This window comes from Paludibacterium sp. B53371 (assembly GCF_018802765.1).
GTDB lineage: Bacteria > Pseudomonadota > Gammaproteobacteria > Burkholderiales > Chromobacteriaceae > Paludibacterium.
Genome location: NZ_CP069163.1, coordinates 1,586,372 through 1,605,779, shown reverse-complemented (window position 1 = coordinate 1,605,779; position 19,408 = coordinate 1,586,372). Strand labels below are relative to the sequence as shown.

The 19,408-nt window shown below is 60.0% G+C and carries 21 protein-coding genes; 8 read left to right on the top strand and 13 right to left on the bottom strand.

The genetic code is table 11. From position 1 onward, the window contains the following. Positions 1-41: 41 nt before the first annotated feature. The 4 genes from JNO51_RS07655 to JNO51_RS07640 all read right to left on the bottom strand — a co-directional run bounded on the left by JNO51_RS07655 (position 42) and on the right by JNO51_RS07640 (position 1,614). On the bottom strand, positions 42-338 hold the full coding sequence (locus tag JNO51_RS07655) for a hypothetical protein (protein WP_215782421.1): 297 nt from the start codon (positions 336-338) through the stop codon (positions 42-44). Positions 339-472: 134 nt separating this feature from the next. Then, positions 473-814 (bottom strand): hypothetical protein, encoded by a 342-nt coding sequence (locus JNO51_RS07650; RefSeq protein WP_215782420.1) that lies wholly within the window; start codon positions 812-814, stop codon positions 473-475. Then, entirely contained in the window at positions 811-1,146 is a 336-nt protein-coding gene (locus tag JNO51_RS07645; protein WP_215782419.1) for a hypothetical protein, read from the bottom strand. The genes JNO51_RS07650 and JNO51_RS07645 overlap by 4 nt, the downstream gene beginning before the upstream one ends. A 201-nt stretch (positions 1,147-1,347) precedes the next feature. After that, positions 1,348-1,614, bottom strand: a complete 267-nt coding sequence (locus JNO51_RS07640; RefSeq protein ID WP_215782418.1) for a hypothetical protein — start codon at positions 1,612-1,614, stop codon at positions 1,348-1,350. Positions 1,615-2,449: 835 nt separating this feature from the next. On the opposite strand from JNO51_RS07640, the gene JNO51_RS07635 reads away from it, so the two are divergent. From JNO51_RS07635 to JNO51_RS07625, 3 genes are all read left to right on the top strand, one after another. Then, positions 2,450-2,986, top strand: a complete 537-nt coding sequence (locus tag JNO51_RS07635; RefSeq protein WP_215782417.1) for an NADPH-dependent FMN reductase — start codon at positions 2,450-2,452, stop codon at positions 2,984-2,986. Between the two features lie 144 nt (positions 2,987-3,130). Continuing rightward, the gene (locus tag JNO51_RS07630; RefSeq protein ID WP_215782416.1) at positions 3,131-3,973 is read left to right on the top strand and encodes an isopenicillin N synthase family oxygenase; all 843 of its coding nucleotides are present in this window, start codon (positions 3,131-3,133) and stop codon (positions 3,971-3,973) included. Between the two features lie 25 nt (positions 3,974-3,998). Then, a complete protein-coding gene (locus JNO51_RS07625; protein WP_215782415.1) occupies positions 3,999-4,571 on the top strand; it encodes a DNA-3-methyladenine glycosylase I in 573 nt (190 codons plus the stop codon). 87 nt (positions 4,572-4,658) lie between these two features. On the opposite strand, the gene JNO51_RS07620 is transcribed toward JNO51_RS07625, so the two are convergent. The 8 genes from JNO51_RS07620 to apaG form a co-directional block, all read right to left on the bottom strand. After that, on the bottom strand, positions 4,659-5,579 hold the full coding sequence (locus tag JNO51_RS07620; RefSeq protein WP_215782414.1) for a pseudouridine-5'-phosphate glycosidase: 921 nt from the start codon (positions 5,577-5,579) through the stop codon (positions 4,659-4,661). A gap of 5 nt (positions 5,580-5,584) precedes the next feature. Continuing rightward, positions 5,585-6,682 carry a PfkB family carbohydrate kinase gene (locus JNO51_RS07615; RefSeq protein WP_215782413.1) on the bottom strand — a complete coding sequence of 366 codons (1,098 nt, stop codon included), beginning with the start codon at positions 6,680-6,682 and terminating at the stop codon, positions 5,585-5,587. Between the two features lie 100 nt (positions 6,683-6,782). Continuing rightward, a complete protein-coding gene (locus tag JNO51_RS07610) occupies positions 6,783-7,352 on the bottom strand; it encodes a nucleotidyltransferase family protein (protein ID WP_215782412.1) in 570 nt (189 codons plus the stop codon). A 31-nt stretch (positions 7,353-7,383) separates the two neighbouring features. Further along, complete coding sequence (locus JNO51_RS07605; RefSeq protein WP_215782411.1) at positions 7,384-7,878, bottom strand: metal-dependent hydrolase; 495 nt, start codon at positions 7,876-7,878, stop codon at positions 7,384-7,386. 128 nt (positions 7,879-8,006) lie between these two features. Beyond that, complete coding sequence (locus JNO51_RS07600; RefSeq protein ID WP_215782410.1) at positions 8,007-8,645, bottom strand: hypothetical protein; 639 nt, start codon at positions 8,643-8,645, stop codon at positions 8,007-8,009. A gap of 150 nt (positions 8,646-8,795) precedes the next feature. Then, positions 8,796-10,247, bottom strand: a complete 1,452-nt coding sequence (locus JNO51_RS07595; RefSeq protein WP_215782409.1) for an aminoacyl-histidine dipeptidase — start codon at positions 10,245-10,247, stop codon at positions 8,796-8,798. Positions 10,248-10,437: 190 nt separating this feature from the next. After that, on the bottom strand, positions 10,438-12,243 hold the full coding sequence (locus JNO51_RS07590) for an ABC transporter ATP-binding protein/permease (RefSeq protein WP_215782408.1): 1,806 nt from the start codon (positions 12,241-12,243) through the stop codon (positions 10,438-10,440). A gap of 20 nt (positions 12,244-12,263) precedes the next feature. Beyond that, positions 12,264-12,644, bottom strand: coding sequence for a Co2+/Mg2+ efflux protein ApaG (apaG, locus tag JNO51_RS07585; protein WP_215782407.1), 381 nt, complete (start codon positions 12,642-12,644; stop codon positions 12,264-12,266). A gap of 157 nt (positions 12,645-12,801) precedes the next feature. Here apaG and rpe point away from each other — a divergent pair, with 157 nt between their 5' ends. From rpe to trpE, 5 genes are all read left to right on the top strand, one after another. Next, the gene (rpe, locus tag JNO51_RS07580; protein ID WP_215782406.1) at positions 12,802-13,485 is read left to right on the top strand and encodes a ribulose-phosphate 3-epimerase; all 684 of its coding nucleotides are present in this window, start codon (positions 12,802-12,804) and stop codon (positions 13,483-13,485) included. Further along, positions 13,485-14,240 (top strand): SDR family NAD(P)-dependent oxidoreductase, encoded by a 756-nt coding sequence (locus JNO51_RS07575; protein WP_215782405.1) that lies wholly within the window; start codon positions 13,485-13,487, stop codon positions 14,238-14,240. Before rpe ends, JNO51_RS07575 begins: the two co-directional genes overlap by 1 nt. Beyond that, positions 14,237-14,917: a phosphoglycolate phosphatase gene (locus JNO51_RS07570; RefSeq protein ID WP_215782404.1), complete on the top strand. Its 681-nt coding sequence runs from the start codon at positions 14,237-14,239 to the stop codon at positions 14,915-14,917. The genes JNO51_RS07575 and JNO51_RS07570 overlap by 4 nt, the downstream gene beginning before the upstream one ends. Before the next feature lie 223 nt (positions 14,918-15,140). Then, positions 15,141-16,526, top strand: coding sequence for a hypothetical protein (locus tag JNO51_RS07565; protein WP_215782403.1), 1,386 nt, complete (start codon positions 15,141-15,143; stop codon positions 16,524-16,526). A gap of 160 nt (positions 16,527-16,686) precedes the next feature. After that, entirely contained in the window at positions 16,687-18,150 is a 1,464-nt protein-coding gene (trpE, locus tag JNO51_RS07560; protein ID WP_215782402.1) for an anthranilate synthase component I, read from the top strand. Positions 18,151-18,156: 6 nt separating this feature from the next. Here trpE and JNO51_RS07555 read toward each other — a convergent pair whose 3' ends face one another. Then, on the bottom strand, positions 18,157-19,113 hold the full coding sequence (locus tag JNO51_RS07555) for a GGDEF domain-containing protein (protein WP_252346209.1): 957 nt from the start codon (positions 19,111-19,113) through the stop codon (positions 18,157-18,159). Positions 19,114-19,408: the final 295 nt, after the last annotated feature.

Below are 19,408 nucleotides of genomic sequence, written 5' to 3'. Positions count from 1 at the left end.
CATCGCCGACGGGACGCGACACTTATGCAACAAGGCCCTTTTCACGTCTCAATTTTAGGCTGTCCTACAATTTTGAAATTTAGAGTCAATTTTCGCTGCCCAGGCACATCCAAATCGACTGCACTGTAGTTTTGCATAACTAATAAAATCCATACATCGCCGCCGCTTGTCCTCACGCGAATGCGCAGCGGCAACGTAAGCGAAAATTGGCTGAGAATTCCTGCGGGGCCGAAATTTTGGCGCTTTATTTTTGTCTCATATCCCGGTTCTCCGATGCAGTCAACAGAGAGTACTTGTGCATTTTTGTCCTGAGCATACAACTCAGACTCGACATCCATAACAACAAGCTAACGAATTTCTTTTCCCCTGCCCAACCATTCAATCATGTGCAAATTTGGATCTAAGCATTCAAAGCCATTAACGTCTATCTGCGCTTGTGGATTAATCGAAGAAACGTAATATTTCGCAACCATCAAATAATCCTTGGAACGCCAGGAATGCGATCATCAGGCGACTCACCACGCAAAATTAAATCGAGGATCATCTCTAGGCGGTTGGCCATGTCAATCGTAATCGACGCCTCAGCGCCCAAGCAGTGCGCCTCTGCGCGCAATACACCAATCGTCACCTTGATCTCATTAAGTACTGATCTAGGCACAAGCTCAGACCCCTTTATCTTCCGAGCAAAACAACGCACACAATTTTCTAGATTTTCAAATGCCACTTTATCAATTATTTTCCGGGCATAAAGAGGCGTCAAAAATTCCGACACTCTTTCCCGAATGTCACGCAAATCTTTGTCAGTATCATTCATGGTTTTACAGGTCCAATAATTGCTGCCTGGGGAATCGTTTGATAAATCGTAACCTCTTGGGACCAAATCGAACGTTGATAGGGAAGACCATTTACACCGCTCACTCGCGGGGCCGTCTGCCACACTTCGGCAAGCTCTGAGTTAACGCTGTTTGGGTCGATAGCAATATAGAGGTCAATCCACTTTTCGGAAACAGCTGGCAATTCCGTCGCTCCACACAATTTAAGGTCAGCGCAGTAACAGCCCTTAAGCACGTCCCTTGAGAATGTACGACCACTTTGCTTCGCTTCCGCGACAACGGCCTGTACGAATTGTGCGTCAGCAGTACTCATCAGTTACTCCATCCAGGCACGATCCAGTCACGGGAGAACGAGCTTGTCGTTCCTGTAAATTGCCGATAGCCACCATACCCCCACTTCGGATAGGAGTTCGTACTCAACACGCGAGCAAGGCCTCTGGCCTGCCCGCCCTGGCTTTGGGCTAGCTACACAATGGCCACCGATGCGGCGACATTGAAGATGACTAGGGCAGCATCAATTTTGGGGTGTAAGAAAGACCTCTACCTTCACCCCACCAGTCATCCTGTCAATCGTTACGCGACTAATAACGGTTGCATCCTGTGGACGATCTGCTGGAACGTATAGCTCGAAAACGCCCTCGGTATCTGTAAGAACTTTTCCTAGCGTTAAGTGCTTTTTCTGCTCTTCCGTGGGGGGGATATAGCCTGTCAATGCATTATGCATCACCTCTTTCGCAATAGGTTCCATATCAGGAATGCGGAGAACTCTTGGTTTTACCATGGTATCCACCCATTCAAACTGTCGCCGGCCGGCGTGAAAATTGCACGTTGGCCCATAGAATTAAATATCGCACTTTGATTTCCCTGCATGCCTCCCAATACCACTTGGTCTCCAAGTGAGGACCTCAGCACACCGGTATCGAATCCTGGATGGACGTGGCTAGACCAGCGCCAACCTTTACTAGCCAAGTCAGCAGCAATTTCTGGTGTTATGGGAACAGATTCAAAATCACCGCGCATGACCAAACGCCGACCACCTGCGCTGAACATTGCAAATTCGTCGCCTGTGGCAGCCGAAAGAGCTGCCAAGTCTCGTTGACCAAATGACTTATGAAGAATTGTCTGTGAGCCAAACCCTGGCAGCTCCTCAAGAGCTGCCGCTTGACGGGCATTGAGATCACCCATCCCTCGCGCAATCGCTGCTGGATTCCCTCACTTACACTTTTTAATTAAAACTCTTAAGCTGCAAGGTTTTCCCTAAAGGTCATTCTATTGTGACTTTAAGTGAAAACGACTTAGGCTTTCTACTCCATCTAATTAAAGAATGCCTTTTAATTATTCATAAAAAACGCTCAATGCCACAGACATTACTTACTTTACCTTTCCATTTCAGCCACTTACACAACAAACCCAGTCACCCCATCAGTCGGACACTGCAAGAGCTGTGCAGCACTTCTGCCACATACTGTCACATATCTGATCCTGAGCAGATCGCGCATTCAGCCATGCGCAGCTTAGTTCCCGCCCAGGGGTAAATCACAACCCCGCGCCCCGTCCCTCATGCACTATGCTGAGTAAACCACCACGTCCTTTTACCACCCGACAAGGAGCCCCACATGCAGGTTCTCGCCATTTGCGGCAGTCTGCGCCGCCAGTCCACCAATATGGGTTTGCTGCGTTACGCCCAGGCCAATGCACCGCAAGGCATGCAGATCACCATTGCCGATCTGCATGAGGTGCCGTTCTATAACAGCGATCTGTCGACCCAACCGCCGGCGGTACAGACCTTGCTGGCCCAGATCGATGCGGCCGATGCCTTGCTGTTTGGCTGTACCGAATACAACTACTCGCTGGCACCAGCATTGAAGAATGCGCTGGACTGGGCATCGCGAGCCGAAGGCAACAAGCTGCTGGCGGGCAAACCGGCGGCCATGATGGGGGCTGCCGGTGGCATGGGCAGTTCGCGTGCCCAGCTGCATCTGCGCCAGGTGTGCGTATTTCTTGATCTGCATCTGCTCAACAAACCGGAGGTGTTTGCCAACGCCTTTGCCGGTCAGTTCGATGCCGACGGTAATCTGACCGACGGCAAGATTCAGGAAAACGTGCGGCTGTTGCTGCAGGCACTGCAGCAACACGCAGCCAAATTTGGTTGATTGTGGTACGCGCCGGGGCGATCTCCCCGCCCCGGCCGGATATGCCATCGGCTTGGCCACTCATGCTTTTGTCGTTACAATGCGCCGCTGGCGCCCGTCCCGTTCTTGCCTGGCGGCGCCTTATCTCTCAGGAAATCCACCCCGATGAATGTCCGCGTTGTCGATTACCGCGCCCCGGATGCAGCGGCGCAATTTACCCGTTCGCTGCACGAAACCGGCTTCGGCGTACTGACCAACCACCCGATCCCGCAAGCCCTGGTCGAGAAGATCTATGCCGACTGGCTGGCGTTCTTCAACAGCAGCGAAAAACACGATTACGCCTTTTCCGTCGAAAAGCAGGATGGCTGGTTCTCACCCGAGGTCTCGGAAACCGCCAAAGGCGCCAGCGTCAAGGACATCAAGGAATACTTCCACATTTACCCCTGGGGTCGCATTCCGCCAGGACTCAAGGCCGATGCCGTTGAGTACTACCGCATTGCCAACGGGCTGGCGCAGGAGCTGCTGGGCTGGGTCGAGCAATACACGCCGGCCGAGATTGCCGCACATTACACCGAGCCACTGTCACAGATGATCGCTGACAGCCAGCAGACCTTGCTGCGGGTGCTGCGCTATCCGCCGCTGACCGGCCAGGAGCCGGCCGGTTCGCTGCGGGCGGCAGCCCATGGCGATATCAACTTGCTGACGATTCTGCCGGCGGCGAATGAGCCGGGCCTGCAGGTGCAGGACAAGGACGGCGCATGGATCGATGTGCCATGCGACTTCGGCACGCTGGTGGTGAATATCGGCGACATGCTGCAAGAGGCTTCTGCCGGCTACTACCCCTCCACCCAGCACCGGGTGGTGAACCCGACTGGGGAAGGCGCGCGCAAGAGTCGCATCTCGCTGCCGCTGTTTCTGCATCCGCGCCCGGAGGTCGTGCTGTCTTCGCGTTATACGGCGCGGGCGTATCTGGCCGAGCGGCTGCGTGAGCTGGGTGTCAAAATCTGAGCGGTGTATCCCATTGGAGCCAAACATGCATGCCCAACCCGCACGCTGCCGCTGGTGCAGCACCGACCCGCTGTATCAGGCCTACCACGATCAGGAGTGGGGTCGTGCTCAACACGATGACCGTCATTTGTTCGAGATGCTGATTCTGGAGGGCGCGCAGGCCGGCTTGTCGTGGTTCACCATTCTCAAGCGGCGCGAAGGCTACCGGCGGGTGTTTCATGGCTTTGACCCGGCCAGGGTGGCGGCCATGAGCGATGAAGAGCTGGCCCTGGCGCTGCAGGACCCGGGCATCATCCGCAACCGGGCCAAGGTCAGCAGTACGCGTGACAATGCACGGGTGTTTCTGGCCCTGCAGCGCGAGCATGGTTCCTTTGACACCTGGCTGTGGAGCCATGTCGGCGGCCAGGTGCAAATCCAGCCGGCCGGACAGTTTCAGTCACTGGCCACCAGCCCGCTGTCGGACCAGATCAGCCGCGAACTCAAACGGGCCGGCATGCGCTTTGTCGGCTCGACCATCATCTATGCCTACCTTCAGGCCACCGGCGTGGTGAATGACCACGACCCGGGCTGTCAGCTCTACCCTCACCGCACCGACTGATAAACAAGGATAAAGGACGGGGTCAGGTCTTGTATTTTGCGCGGAATGCAAAATACAAGACCTGACCCCGTCCTATTGCGGCTTAGATCACCCCAGGATGCAGTATTCGCGGGCGATGGCGGCGCCGAGGCGGGCGTTGTTCAGTACCAGCTGGATGTTGGATGCCAGGCTGTTGCCGCCGGTCAGTTCGCACACGCGTGCCAGCAGGAACGGTGTGGATTCTTTGCCGCTGATGCCTTGCGTCTGTGCTTCGGCCAGCGCCTGTTCGATGGCGGCGTCGATCTTGTCGCTCGGCATGGCAAATTCATGCGGAATCGGGTTGGCGACCACCATGCCACCCTTGAGCTGCATGTCCCACTTGGCCTTCATGGCAGCAGCGATGTCACCCGGTGCATCCAGGCGATAGTCGACGCCGAAGGCGCTTTCACGGGTGAAGAAGGCTGGCAGTTTGTTGGTCTGATAGCCGATCACCGGCACACCATTGGTTTCCAGATATTCCAGCGTCAGGCCGAGGTCGAGGATGGACTTGGCTCCGGCGCAGACGACGGTGACCGGGGTTTGCGCCAGTTCCTGCAGGTCGGCCGAGATGTCGAAGCTCTGCTGGGCGCCGCGGTGCACGCCGCCGATGCCGCCGGTGGCAAAGACACGGATGCCGGCCATGGCGGCGACGATCATGGTCGAGGCCACGGTGGTGGCGCCGGTCTGGCGCGCGGCGACGATGAACGGAATGTCACGGCGGCTGACCTTGACCACTTCACGGCCGGATTTGCCCAGGTATTCGATTTCTTCCGGCGACAGGCCGGCCTTGAGGCGGCCGTCGATGATGGCGATGGTCGCCGGTACTGCACCGTGGGCGCGCACTTCAGCTTCGACGCGCAAGGCGGTTTCTACGTTCTGCGGGTACGGCATGCCGTGCGAGATGATGGTGGACTCGAGCGCCACCACCGGGCGATTGGCGGCCAGGGCAGCGGCAACTTCGGGATGGATGTCCAGGTAAGTGTGTTGCATGGTGTTTACTCCGTAGGCGTCAGGGTTCGGGACAGATGCTGGACGGCGGCCAGCGACAGGGTCGGGTTATTGGTGGCTGCGCAGCTCAGGGTCAGTGCGGCGCAGGCCTGGGCCAGTGGCAGGGTCTCGGCCAGTGTCAGTTCCTGCAGCCAGCCCCAGGCCAGACCGGCCATCAGGGCATCCCCGGCGCCGGTGGCGTTGACGATGTCGACGCTGGGCGCAGGGCTCCAGCCCTGCTGGCTGCCATTGCTGTAGTACACGCCCTCGCTGCCCATGCTGAGGATCAGCTGGCGTACCCCCTGGTCATGGAACCAGTGCGCCACAGCAGCTACGTCGGTGGCGCTGTCCAGCGGCAGGCCGGACAGGGTGGCGGCTTCCAGACGGTTGGGCTTGAGGGTATGGATCTGGCTCAGCCAGGGGCGGATGCGCTCGGCCTTGAAGGCAGAGACGGTATCGACGAAGACCGGAATGTCGCGCGCTTCGGCAAATAGCCAGGCCAGCGCCTCGGGGGTGAGGTTGGTATCGGCGACGATCAGCCCGGCATGGCGCACCAGTTCGCGCTGCGGCGCCAGGGTGGCGGCATCGAGGCGCTGCAGGATGTCCATATCGTTGATGGCGATGGACATGTCGCCGTCCGGGCCGTGGATCGACAGATAGGTCGAGGTGGCGGCATCGGGCAGCACCACGCACGGGCGCACGTCAACACCGGCGCGCTGAGTGGTTTCCAGCAGGGAGCGGCCATAGAGGTCGTCCCCTACGCAGCTGATCAGCCGGCAATCGGCGCCCAGACGGGCCAGGTTTTCGGCGATATTGCGCGCCACGCCCCCCGGGGAGCAGCTGACCTTGCCGGGATTGGAATCGGCCAGGCGCAGCGGTGCGGGGGTGCTGCCGCGGATGTCCATATTGGCGCCGCCGAGTAAAACGACGTAGCGCTGGCTGGACAGGATATATCCCTTGCCGAGGATATAGCCCTTCTGCATCAGGTTCATGATATGCCCCGCCACGGCGGAGCGACTGATACCCAGCTGGTCCGCCAGTTGCTGTTGCGGGATCAGCGGGTCTTGACGCAGCAGCGCCAGAATTTCCTGCTCTCGTTCGGTCATGGCAAACAATTGTCCGCTACTCAAACATTTGTTTGCATACTAAACAGCCAGCCCCCTGCGGTCAAGTCCCGGCACTGCGCTGGATCAAGAAACGTGATACTCAGGGCTCGATGATGTGCACCCCTGGCCAGCGCTGATCAAAGCGTTTGCTGGCCAGGCGGCGCCGGAAATCGGCCAGGCTGGCCCGGACCGGATTGTGGCGAATACGCAGGGCAAACAGATCCTCCAGGCCATGCGGGGCCAGCAGCTCGATATCATCCTGCGCAGTGAGGCGCACGGCGACGCAGGTGGCATACTCCGGCCAGCTGGCCACGGCCTCATGCATATTGCGCAGCGGCGGAACGGTCTTGCCGAAGGCTTGGGGATACCACAGATGCACCCTCGCCTGATTGCAGACTTCCCAGGGCAAGTCCGGGCAGAGTGTGCGCAGGCTGACCTGATAGCCGCGTTCAGTGTCGGCACTCAGGTCCCGCTCATCGAAATAGCAGACATCCATGTCGCCCGGCACGCGCCAGTCCGGCTGCCCGGTCAGCGCATCCCACACCAGCGAGCGCACGGCACCGGCCCCGATCCAGCCATCGGGCAGCGCCTGCTGGCGCAGCAGGGTCAGGGCCTGCATGAAGGTGGCGTTTTGGCGCACGATCGCGCGCAGTCGCTGGCAGTCTTCCATGGCGGATTCTCTGAAAAATGACTGAATCATATCAGACGCCGGACCGGCGCCGGCGCAGCCTGCGCCAGGCCAGCGCCAGCAATAACAGTTCGAGCAGAAACGACCAATGCAGCAGAAAGTTGAGCCACCAGGGCTGATAACGCGCGCTCACCGTGGCCAGGGCAAAGGGCCGGTCCAGCCAGGGTGCCAGCCACCAAATATCGCCCACCACGGAATCCAGCAGCAGGTGCAGCAGGCCGTTGAGGCTGAAAATCAGCAGCAGCATCGCGGCGACCGAGCGGCGCCAGTGCAGCCAGCGGCTGGCAAGGAGTAAAAGCAGCCCCCAACTCACCGGCCAGTGGCTGGGGTAGCGGTGATGGTGGACCCTGCCCTGATCGATCAGATAGCCGTACAGCAAATCCAGATCGGGGGCGATGGCACCAAACAGGCCGACACACAAAAAAAGTCGCCAGTTAAGCTGAGGACAGAGGTGGGCATACAGTCGAACAGTCAGCAGATAGCCAGCAGGCAAGTGGGCAATAAACATCGGCGCGGAACCTGAGCAGGAAAAGGCCGATTGTGGGTGGCCTCCCTGACACGGGGCAAGTCAGCGCGCCCGACATCATTTTTCCCGCTCTCCATGGCCCGACAGCAGACAGGCGAACAGCGCCGATTTCAGTTTGCACACGGAGATATCTCGTAACCATGCGGCAGTACGTCTTTCGTGTTTTCCACCCACTCCCCGAGCGCCGTTGTATCGGCGCTAATACTCTGGTAGAGCGCAGTCGACTGTTGCCCCGGCTCGTTCAGCTTGGCCTTGATGCTTTGAGCATCACCGCCGCAGCATGCCTGATACCGCTTGATCGCCAGTGCCTGCGCCATACACAGGCCAAGCGTACTGAACTCGTTTTGCGACAATGTATGTAACGCCACATCCTGACGATACGGTGTTTCCAGGGCTCCGTTCCTGCGGCAAAACTGTCGGATCGCTCGCATCGCCCGCAAATCCAGGCCATCAAAATCCACTGACTGGACAGCCTGCATCACTTTGGCCGGGCCGGCGACTTCCTTGCCGTCACTGGGTAAATTCGACTTGAATGTATGAATGGCCTGCTTGAAGGCGATCAGATGTTGCGCGACCACTTCCGGCTTGTGTCGCCCCAGTTGTTCTGCCAGAGCGCAGACATACCTGGGAATGTCTTGCGCCGTTTGAATGCCTTGTCGCTGGAGGTCATCCAGCAGGGCTTGGCTGTTTGGCGGGTCTGCCGGAGCAAGACAGGAAAACCATTTTTTCAGCGACGATTCAATGTGCATGGTAGATCGCTCAGACAGTCTTGATCGAAGCCATCAGTCTGATGGCTAACCGGATGACTTGCTGTGGCAAAACAACGGAAAGATATCGAAAAAAAACGCCGATCAGTGCTGATCGGCGTTTTTGTGTGACGCGAGCGGCGTCGTTCTGACTCAGGCAACCGGCACTTCCGCCAGGATGGCCTTGACCAGTTCCCAGCAGTAACCGACCGACTCGACTTCAACGCGTTCGCCCGGGGCGTGAGCGCCACGGATGTTCGGGCCGAAAGACACCATGTCCATTTGCGGGTACTTGGAACCGATGATGCCGCATTCCAGACCGGCGTGAATCACCTTGACGTTGGACTCGGCCTTGAAGTCACGTTTGTAGACTTCGCGGCACAGCGCCAGCAGCTTGGAGGACGGATTCGGCGCCCAGCCCGGATAGCCGCCTTCGGTGCTGATTTCAGCGTTGATCAACGAGAACAGGCTGATGATTTCGTTGGCCAGCATCATGGTGCCCGAGTTGTTCAGCGAGCGAACCATGAAGTTGGCGGTCATCTTGCCGTCATTGATGCGGATCACGCCAACGTTGTTGGAGGTTTCCACCACGCCGGTGACGCGGGCGCTCATGGCCTTGACGCCATGCGGCGAGGCATGCAGCGCGGACAGGATGGCCTTCTGGTCATCGGCGGCCAGCACGCTGTCGGCCTTGTCGTCGCTGCAACCCAGGGTCACGCCGTCGTCGATGCCGGCATATTCTTCACGCAGTACTTGCTGCATCGAATCCAGCAGGCCGGCAACCTTGCCCAGGTCGGCCTTGGGAACGGCCACGACGGCAAAGGCTTCGCGTGCCAGGGCGTTGCGGGCGGTACCGCCGGTGAAGCCGGCCAGGCACAGGTCGGTTTCACGACCCAGGTCGTTCATCACGCGCAGCAGGATCTTGTTGGCATTGCCGCGGCCGAGGTGAATGTCGGCACCGGAGTGGCCGCCGCGCAAGCCGGTCACGGCCAGACGCACAACCTGGTAGCCGGCCGGAACGGCGCGGGTGGCGTACTGACGTTCGACATTAACGTCGATGCCGCCGGCACACCCCATATAGAACTCACCCCATTCCTCGGTATCGAGGTTGAGCATGAACTTGCCCTTGAGCAGGCCGGTTTCCAGGCCAATGGCGCCGCCCATGCCTTGCTCTTCATCCAGGGTGAACAGGGCTTCGATCGGGCCGTGCTTGATGTCCTTGCTGACCAGGGCCGCCATGGCCAGTGCCACGCCGATGCCGTTGTCGGCGCCCAGGGTGGTGTTCTCAGCGATCAGCCAGCCATCCTTCAGTACCGGACGGATCGGATCCTTGAAGAAATCGTGTTCGGTGCCGGCATTGGCCTGACACACCATGTCCAGGTGGCCCTGCATGACCACGCCGACACGGTTTTCCATGCCCGGGGTAGCCGGCTTGCGGATGATCAGGTTACCCGCAGCGTCAATCACCGATTCCAGGCCATTGAGGTCAGCCCAGCCTTTGAGGTAATCGCGCAGTTGTTCTTCGTGCTTGGAAGGACGCGGAATGTCGCACAAGGTCTGGAAATGTTCCCAGACCGCTTTGGGTTCGAGTTCGGCAATAACCATTGCACTACTTCCTATGAGCTATTTGAGCGGATTGCAAATGGCGCCATGCTTGCAAGCAGTACGGTGAAAGCACTGCCGGGCGGTAAGGGACCAGCCAGCACGCGACGCATTCCCAGGGAGCGGGTCTCTCGCCACTCTCGTCGGGGAATGGCAGAACTTTACCACGATGGAATAGAAAATAATATAAAGCTTATTGACCCATCTCAACCGGCGACAAATCGTTGCGCTGTTCCTGCTGCAGGCGCCACATTTCTGCGTAGCGACCTGCTTTGGCCAGCAGTTCCCGATGGGTGCCCTGCTCGATCACTCGGCCGCCATCCAGCACCAGAATCTGGTCCGCATCGACGATGGTGGACAGTCGGTGGGCGATCATCAGCGTGGTGCGATTGGTGGCAATTTCCGTCAGCTCCTGCTGAATGGCCTTTTCGGTATGCGAGTCGAGCGCACTGGTGGCTTCGTCGAAAATCAGGATGGGCGGGTTTTTCAGCAGGGTGCGCGCAATGGCGACGCGCTGTTTTTCCCCGCCGGAGAGTTTGAGGCCGCGCTCACCGACCTGAGTGTCGTAGCCCTTGGGCAGGCTCATGACGAATTCGTGGATGCGGGCCGAACGCGCCGCCTCGATGACTTCTTCGCGGCTGGCGTCATGGCGGCCATAGGCGATGTTGTAGTAGATGCTGTCGTTAAACAGCACGGTGTCTTGCGGCACGATGCCGATGTGGGCACGCAGCGAATCCTGGGTCAGATCGCGGGTATCGACACCATTGAAGGTGATGCGTCCGGCAGTCGGGTCGTAGAAGCGGAACAGCAAACGCGCCAGAGTGGATTTGCCGGCGCCGCTGGCCCCGACGACCGCCAGCGTGTTGCCGGCGGGAATTTCGAAGCTGAGTTGATGCAGGATCTGCCGGTCGGCGTCATAACCGAAGTCGACCGCCTCGAAGCGCACGGCAATGTCACGTGAGGTCAGTACCCGGGCATCGGGCCGGTCGGTCACTTCGGCCTCGGAGGACAGAATGGTGAACATGCGTTCCATGTCCGCCAGCGAATGCTTCATTTCGCGATAGACGAAGCCGAGAAAATTCAGCGGCGCATACAACTGGGTGATGTAGGTGGCTACCAGCACCACGTCGCCGACGCTCATGGTGTGCTGCACGACGCCACGGGCCGCCATGCTCATCACCAGAGTGACACCGATGGCGATGATGGCGCCCTGCCCGGCATTGAGCAGGGACAGAGACACCTGGTTTTTGACGGCAGAAGCCTCCCAGTCGGCCAGGTTGCGGTCGTAGCGGCGCGATTCGTAGCCTTCGTTATTGAAGTATTTCACCGTCTCGAAATTGATCAGCGCGTCAATGGCCTTGGCATTGGCGCGCGAATCGAGGTCGTTCATGCTGCGGCGGAAAACGGTGCGCCACTCGGTCACCGACAGGGTAAAGACGATGTAGACGACGATGGTGCCGAGGGTGGCGACGGCAAACCAGCCCTGATAACGCGAGAGCAGAATGCCGGTCACCATGGCGATTTCCAGCAGGGTCGGCAGGATGTTGAACACCGTGAAATTGAGCAGGAAGCCGATGCCCCGGGTGCCGCGCTCGATGTCGCGGCTCATGCCGCCGGTCTGGCGCGACAGATGAAAGCGCAGCGACAGGCGGAACAGGTGTTCAAACACAGTGCGGGCGACCGTGCGTACCGTCCCCTGGATGACCTTGGCAAAGATGGCATCGCGCAGTTCCGCCAGCAGGCTGGACATCAGGCGGGCCAGACCATAGCCGGCCAGCGCCGCCACCGGCACGGCCAGCAGGGTGGCCGGCACCGACAGGGCATCGATGACATGCTTGAGGTACAGCGGGGTGGTGACGGTGGCCACCTTGGCCAGAATCAGGCAGGACAGTGCCAGCCCGAGGCGCCATTTGAACTGCAGCAGATAGGGAAACAGGGTACGCAGGGTCTGCCAGTCGTGCCGGTCGGTCGGCGCCGGGCCGCTATGTGTGAAACGCATGAAAAACCTTTGTTTCTGGATCAGTGCAAGACGCGATGGGCGACCAGTTGCATCTCCGGGACTTCCACCTCATGGCGCTGACCATCGTCACTCACCAGATGATAGCGGCCACGCATGCTGCCATAGGGCGTGCCGAGCGTGGTGCCGCTGCTGTATTCGTAGGTCTGGCCTGGTTCGATACGCGGCTGTTCGCCCACCACCCCCATGCCGCGCACCTCCTGCACCTGCTCGTTGGCATCGGTGATGATCCAGTGGCGGCTGATCAGCTGGGCGGCGACATTACCGGTATTGATGATGCGGATGTGGTAGCGGAACACATAGACATCGGTGGCCACATCCGACTGGTCTTCTGCGTAGACGGCTTCGGGCTGCACCTGAAATGCCAGTTGTTTGTCCGACATGGTCTCTCCTATTTTCTGATGCGGCATTTCGCCAGTTTACCCGCTATCCGGGGCAACCGGCATCGGCTTTACAGGGATTTCCTCATTATATTATGCGAACAAGGCGCATGCGGCGGGTTACAATAACGCCTTCCCGAACACTTTCTGCCCGAACGCCATGCAACCGACCTATCGCCTTGCACCCAGCCTGCTCTCCGCCGATTTCGCCCGTCTGGGCGAAGAAGTTCGTGACGTGATCGCCGCCGGCGCCGACATCATTCATTTTGACGTGATGGACAATCATTACGTCCCGAACCTGACCATGGGCCCGATGATCTGCGAGGCCATTCGACCGCACACGGAAGCGCCGATCGACGTACACCTGATGGTCAAGCCTGTCGATAGTCTGGTGCCGATGTTCGCCAAAGCCGGCGCCAACCTGATCACCTTCCATCCGGAAGCCTCCGAACATATCGACCGCACGCTGGGCATGATCCGTGACCAGGGCTGCAAGGCCGGCCTGGTATTCAACCCGGCCACCCCGCTGCACTATCTGGATCACGTCATGGACAAGATCGACATGGTGCTGATCATGTCGGTCAACCCGGGCTTTGGCGGTCAGTCCTTCATTCCGGAGAGCCTGAACAAGATCCGTGCCGCGCGTGCGCGCATCGATGCCTGGACCGCCGAGCACGGCGGCGAGATCTGGCTGGAAGTGGATGGCGGCGTCAAGGCCGACAATATTGCCCGCATCGCCCAGGCCGGGGCAGACACCTTTGTGGCCGGTTCGGCCATCTATAATGCGCCCGACTATCGTGCCGCCATCGATGCCATGCGTCGCGAACTGGCCGGAGTCGCCTGATGCGCGGCTATCTGCTCACCGGCTGCTCGCGCGGCCTCGGACTGGCGATGACCCGCCAGTTGCTGGCCGAGGGCGCGACGGTTGTCGGCATCGCCCGGCAGGCCCCGGCCGAGCCCCTGCCCGGCCATTTTGTCTTCGTGGCGGCGGATCTGAGCCAGCCGGACGAAGTGGCCGGCCTGATGCCGCGACTGCTGGCCGCGCTGGGCGACGGCCCGTTTTCCTCGCTCAGCCTGATCAACAATGCCGGCGTGGTCACCCCGATGGCCCTGGCCGGCCACTACCCGGCCCAGGCGGTGATTGATGCCTTCAACATCAACCTGCTGTCTGCGGTGTTGCTGACCAACGCCTTCCTGGCGTCGGCCGCGCGCCTGACCCAGGATCTGCGCGTACTGAACATCTCCTCCGGAGCGGCTGCGCACGCTTATCCGGGCTGGGGGATCTACGGTGCCAGCAAGGCGGGACTCGATCACTTCAGCCGCCATGCCGCACTGGAACAGGCGGCCCAGCCCAACGGGGCACGCGTGGTGTCGCTCTACCCCGGCGTGATCGATACCGAGATGCAGGCACGCATCCGCGCCAGCGACCCGCAGGATTTCCCGCAACGCGACCGTTTTGACGCCCTCAAGGCCGAGGGTGGCCTGAGCGGGCCGGCGCAGGCTGCTGCCCGCATCCTGCACTATCTGCATCATGCCGATTTCGGCCGCGAGCCGGTCATCGACATTCGTAACCTTTCTATCTCTGCTGACGCCTCATGAAACTTGAACACATCAAGGCCATTGCCTTCGATCTCGATGGCACCCTGGTCGACTCCCTGCCCGATCTGATCGCCGCCGCCAATGCCATGCGCGCCCATCTGGGCATGCCGGCCCTGCAGCATGACCGCATCCGCGAGCATGTGGGCGATGGTCTGGCCAGCCTGGTGCATCGGGCCATCACCGACGAACGCGATGCCCTGGCGCCGCACGAACAATGGGAAGAAGGCTTCCGCTTCTTTATCCAGTACTATCGCGCCCATCTGACGGTTGGCACCACCGTCTATCCCGGCGTCACCACCGGCCTGAGCCTGCTCAAGGCACTGCAGTTGCCGCTGGCCGTGGTCACCAACAAGTCGGAGCGCCTGGCTCAGCCGCTGCTGCAGGAACTCAGCCTGGCGGATGACTTCGCCCTGATCATCGGCGGTGATACGCTGCCGGAGAAAAAACCGTCCGCCCTGCCGCTGCTGCACACCAGCCAGTCTTTCGGCATTGCACCGGCAGAACTGCTCATGGTGGGCGATTCGGCCAATGACGTCCTGGCGGCGCGCAACGCCGGCTGCCCGGTGGCGCTGGTGCGCTACGGCTATGCCGACGCCGAAAAGCTCGGTGCCGACGTGGTGGTGGACTCACTGGAAGCGCTGTACGACATGATCAAGCCGGCCGTGCCGGCCATCTGACATGCCGTAACCGACGATTCGAACATCCGATCACCCGGCCCTCCCTGACGGAGGGCTTTTTCATACCCTCCCGGCACCATCATTCTGCGGCAGTTTTTGATCAGTTTTTTCCTCCACCGAGTCGGTAGATTATCCGACTGGCAAGCCTTTCACGCCTGCCAGTTCTAGGAACGATACCCTGTCGGCCTCATCCCGACAGCTCACTAACGATTCGGGAAATTCCATGCAATCATCTTTCGCCACCATCCGGAATGCCGGCAGAGCCATGGCTCTGCTGGCATTGGTCCAATGTGCCCCCAGCTGGGCAGGGAACGTTGTCGAAACCAGCGCCACCTGTCAGCTGAGCAGCATGCCGAGCTTCAGCAAGTCATTCAATATTCCGATGGCTTCGTACTATCCCTCCGAAGTTGACCTGGTGTTCCGTTACTACCAAAAGTGGGGGAATGGCAGCGAAACAGGCTGGGAGTCCCCCGCCAGGCTACCAACAGTCACCGTCGCCGGCCAAACCGTCCAGCCGGTCGTATTGAGCCTGTATGGCACCAAGGGCTGGGATCACGGCAACTATTACAACTTCAATCATGGCGCCTACCAGATGGGCTACGACCAGTTTGCCCAGTACTACATGGTCAGGCTCCCTGCAGGGTACGCCAACACGCCGGTCACCATCGCCGGCCCCTACGACCAGACGGCCTCGATCAGTCTGGTGATGTATGCCTGGTCGAACGACCAGCAAACGGAAATTTATGACAAGGATCTGGGGGGCGATTGCAACCCCTACCTGCCTGGCGCCGCATCGGTCTTTGCCTATCCGGAACCAACGGGCAACAACACCGCTCAGACAGCCGCACGAACCAGCGCCGAAACACCACACCAGCCAGAAGCGCGTCCTGCCGTACCCGTACCGGCAAAATCCACACGTGATGATTCGGATGGATTCATCCCGGTCTACCGTCCCGACCAGGACACTTCCAGCGCCGGCAACTTCCTGGATGAGCGCGCCCCGGACGGTTGCTCATCCAGCTATCTGATTGCCTATCCCAATGCGAATCCGTTCACCAATACGGTCAACCCGAACAACCAGGTGATGATCATGCGCATGAAGGTGCCAACCACCTTCATTGACAGCGATCACCCCGACACCGTATTCGGCAATTATCAGGCACGGTATTTCAGCGTTGGCGCCCATACCAACAACCCCAATCCGACCCTGCAGTACTGGACGGTTAACGCCAGAATGATGAATAAGTACAAGGACAAGGATGGCTATGCCTATGTGTTCTTTGCTCCGGACAGCACGACACAGCTGCTGGCGTCTTACGAACACACCGACCCTTCAGTGCCGCCGGTAGTGACCTGGGGCAAGTACAAGGGCTTCCTGCTGGGCAGCCCGGACTACGGCATCATCCTGCGTTACAAGGTTTCGGCCGCCAATTGGCAGGGCAACCCGGTGAATGCGACCTGCTACCGCTGGCCGTGGGATCAACAGCCGGTCAATGCGACTCAGTTGGGTGACTATCTGCCGGAAATCTATGGTGGCACGAGCGCCGATTTCGACAGCGGCCATCTGGGTGCAGTGAGCAATAACGCCGACTGGCCAACCCATTCCTAAGCAACCAGTCATCAAATCACCGCCAGAGAACCGACCTGCGGGTCGGCTCTCTGGCGATAAAATTTACTTAGTCGGAAAATTCGGCAAGAATGACCTGCACAACACAGCGGTCAGTGCGCAAGTCGCTGGCTGACAACAACAAGCAGGGACACAGCCAAACATGAAACAGAGCGAATTCGACGATCTGGCGCGACAGGGCTACAACCGGATTCCGGTGATGCTGGAGCTGTTCGCCGATCTGGACACGCCGCTGTCGGTGTATCTCAAGCTGGCCAATCAGCCTTTCTCCTATCTGCTGGAATCCGTGGTCGGCGGCGAGCGTTTCGGTCGCTACTCCTTCATTGGCCTCCCCTGCCGCACCTGCCTGCGGGTTCAAAACGGCAGCGTCCAGGTCGAACGTGACGGCGAAGTCATCGAACGCCATCAGGGCAATCCGCTCGACTTCATCCACCAATATCAGTCACGCTTCCGCGTCGCGCCGGCGCAGGGGTTGCCGCGCAACACCGGGGGTCTGGTCGGTTATTTCGGCTATGACACGGTGCGTTATATCGAAAAACGTCTGGCAGACAAACAGAAGCATGACCCGGTCGGGACGCCGGACATCCTGTTGCTGCTGTCGGAAGAGGTGGCGGTTTTCGACAATCTGTCGGGTAAGCTGTATCTGGTGGTGCATGCCGACCCGGAAGAGCCGAATGCCTATCTGGTGGCGCAGTCGCGCCTGGGGCAGTTGCGCGCACGGCTGCGCAATCCGGTCGACATCCCGCTGTCGCTGCCGGCCAAGGGCAGCCGCGCGGTATCGGAGTTTGGCGCCGAGGCGTTCATGAGCGCGGTCGAACAGAGCAAGCATTACATTCAGGACGGCGACATCATGCAGGTGGTGCTGGCCCAGCGCATGCAGATGCAATTCAGCGAGCCCCCCCTGACGCTGTATCGTGCATTGCGCAGCCTCAACCCCTCTCCCTATATGTTTTTCTACCATTTCGGCGATTTCCATCTGGTCGGTTCCTCGCCGGAAATACTGGTACGACGCAGCGATGGCATGGCCACGGTCCGCCCGCTGGCCGGCACCCGTCCGCGGGGGGCGACCCGCGAGGCGGACCTGGCTCTGGCCAACGAGTTGCTGGCCGATCCGAAAGAAATTGCCGAGCACGTGATGCTGATCGACCTGGGCCGCAATGACATCGGGCGTGTGGCGGAAACCGGCTCGGTACAGGTGACCGACAAGATGGTGATCGAGCGCTACTCTCACGTGATGCACATTGTTTCCAGTGTCGAAGGCCGCGTCAGTGCGCAGGTACCGAACATTGACGTGATTCGAGCCACCTTCCCGGCCGGCACGCTGTCGGGCGCACCGAAAATCCGCGCCATGGAAATCATCGACGAGCTGGAGCCGACCAAGCGCGGCATCTATGGCGGCGCGGTCGGCTATCTGGCCTTCAGTGGCGACATGGATCTGGCCATTACCATCCGTACCGGTGTCATCAAGGACAACATGCTTTATGTGCAATCCGGCGCCGGGATCGTGGCGGATTCGGTCCCTGAATCGGAGTGGCAGGAAACCCAGAACAAGGCGCGCGCCCTGATCCGGGCGGCGGAACTGGTGCAAAGCGGCCTGGATGCCTGAGGGGCCTCACCCCTCCCGAGCCGGGTCCTCGCTCGCCCGGCTGCTGGCGGCACGCTGTCGTGCCTGACGCAGACGCCGGTCGGCATCGACCAGGGCCAGCGCCACATCGAAGCCCGGCCGCGAGACGACCGCCGCGCCGGTGCTGACGTTGAGATGTTCACGCCCGGCGATGGCCAAGTGCCGATCCTGCACCGCCGTGCGCACCCGGCGCTGCACCCTTCCCAGCATGGGACGATCACAAGGCGACACCAGCAGGACGAAACACTCCGGCGCAAAACGCGCCACCGTCCCCACCCCCTGTACGACCCGCCGCAAACGGCTGGCGACCTCCGCCATCACCAGCTCATCCTGAATGCCGGTTGGCTCGACGGAGAGCAACAGCATGGCAAAAGGCAGATCGTGCTGGCGCGCATGCTCGACTTCGGCTTGCAGCAGCGCCTCGAAGCCGGCCCGGTTCCAGCAGCCCGTGACCGCATCGAGTAGCGACGCGCGCTGCGCGCTGGCCAGCAAACCGAATTCACTCGGCCGCGCCAGCGTCATGCGGTCCTGCTGTACGGTTTCTTCCACCACGCGTGCCAGGTCCAGCAGGATGGCCAGCTCCCCTTCGCTCAGGGTTCGCGGGCGGGTGTCCATCACGCACAGCGTGCCGATCTTGACACCATAGGCCAGCCTCAAGGGCACACCGGCATAGAAACGAATGGCCGGCGCATCACGCACCATGGGATTGTCATAGAAGCGCTCATCCAGCCGGGTATCAGGCACCACCAGCGGCTCGTCCAGCAGAATGGCATGGGCACAGAATGACCAGTCACGCGGGGTTTGGGCCTGCGTCAACCCCACACGCGACTTGAACCACTGTCGGTCACTGGCCACGAAGGTGATCAGCGCCATCGGCATCGACAGGGCGTGGGCAGCCACCCGCGTCAGCCGGTCGAAACGCTCTTCGGCAGGGGTATCGAGCAAGTCAAAGGAATCCAGCGCTGCTAGGCGCAGAGACTCGTTATCAGGAATGGGGGCAGGCAGCATAAAGTACCGTTTCAAAGCCGGGCTGGCCGGCAATCGACTCCGGAACGCGATCCGGCGGCATGACCTCCCCTGATGGCCATGGCTCAACATGTTCGCGACATTTATTCGGTATCGGCGATTCCGGCAGTGAAAGCAAGCATTGCCACCCGGCAAGCCCGCTGGCTCGTCCTGAAGCCGCGCCCCGCCGCATGTACATTCCATTACATATCAACACATTCCGCCAACAGACGAT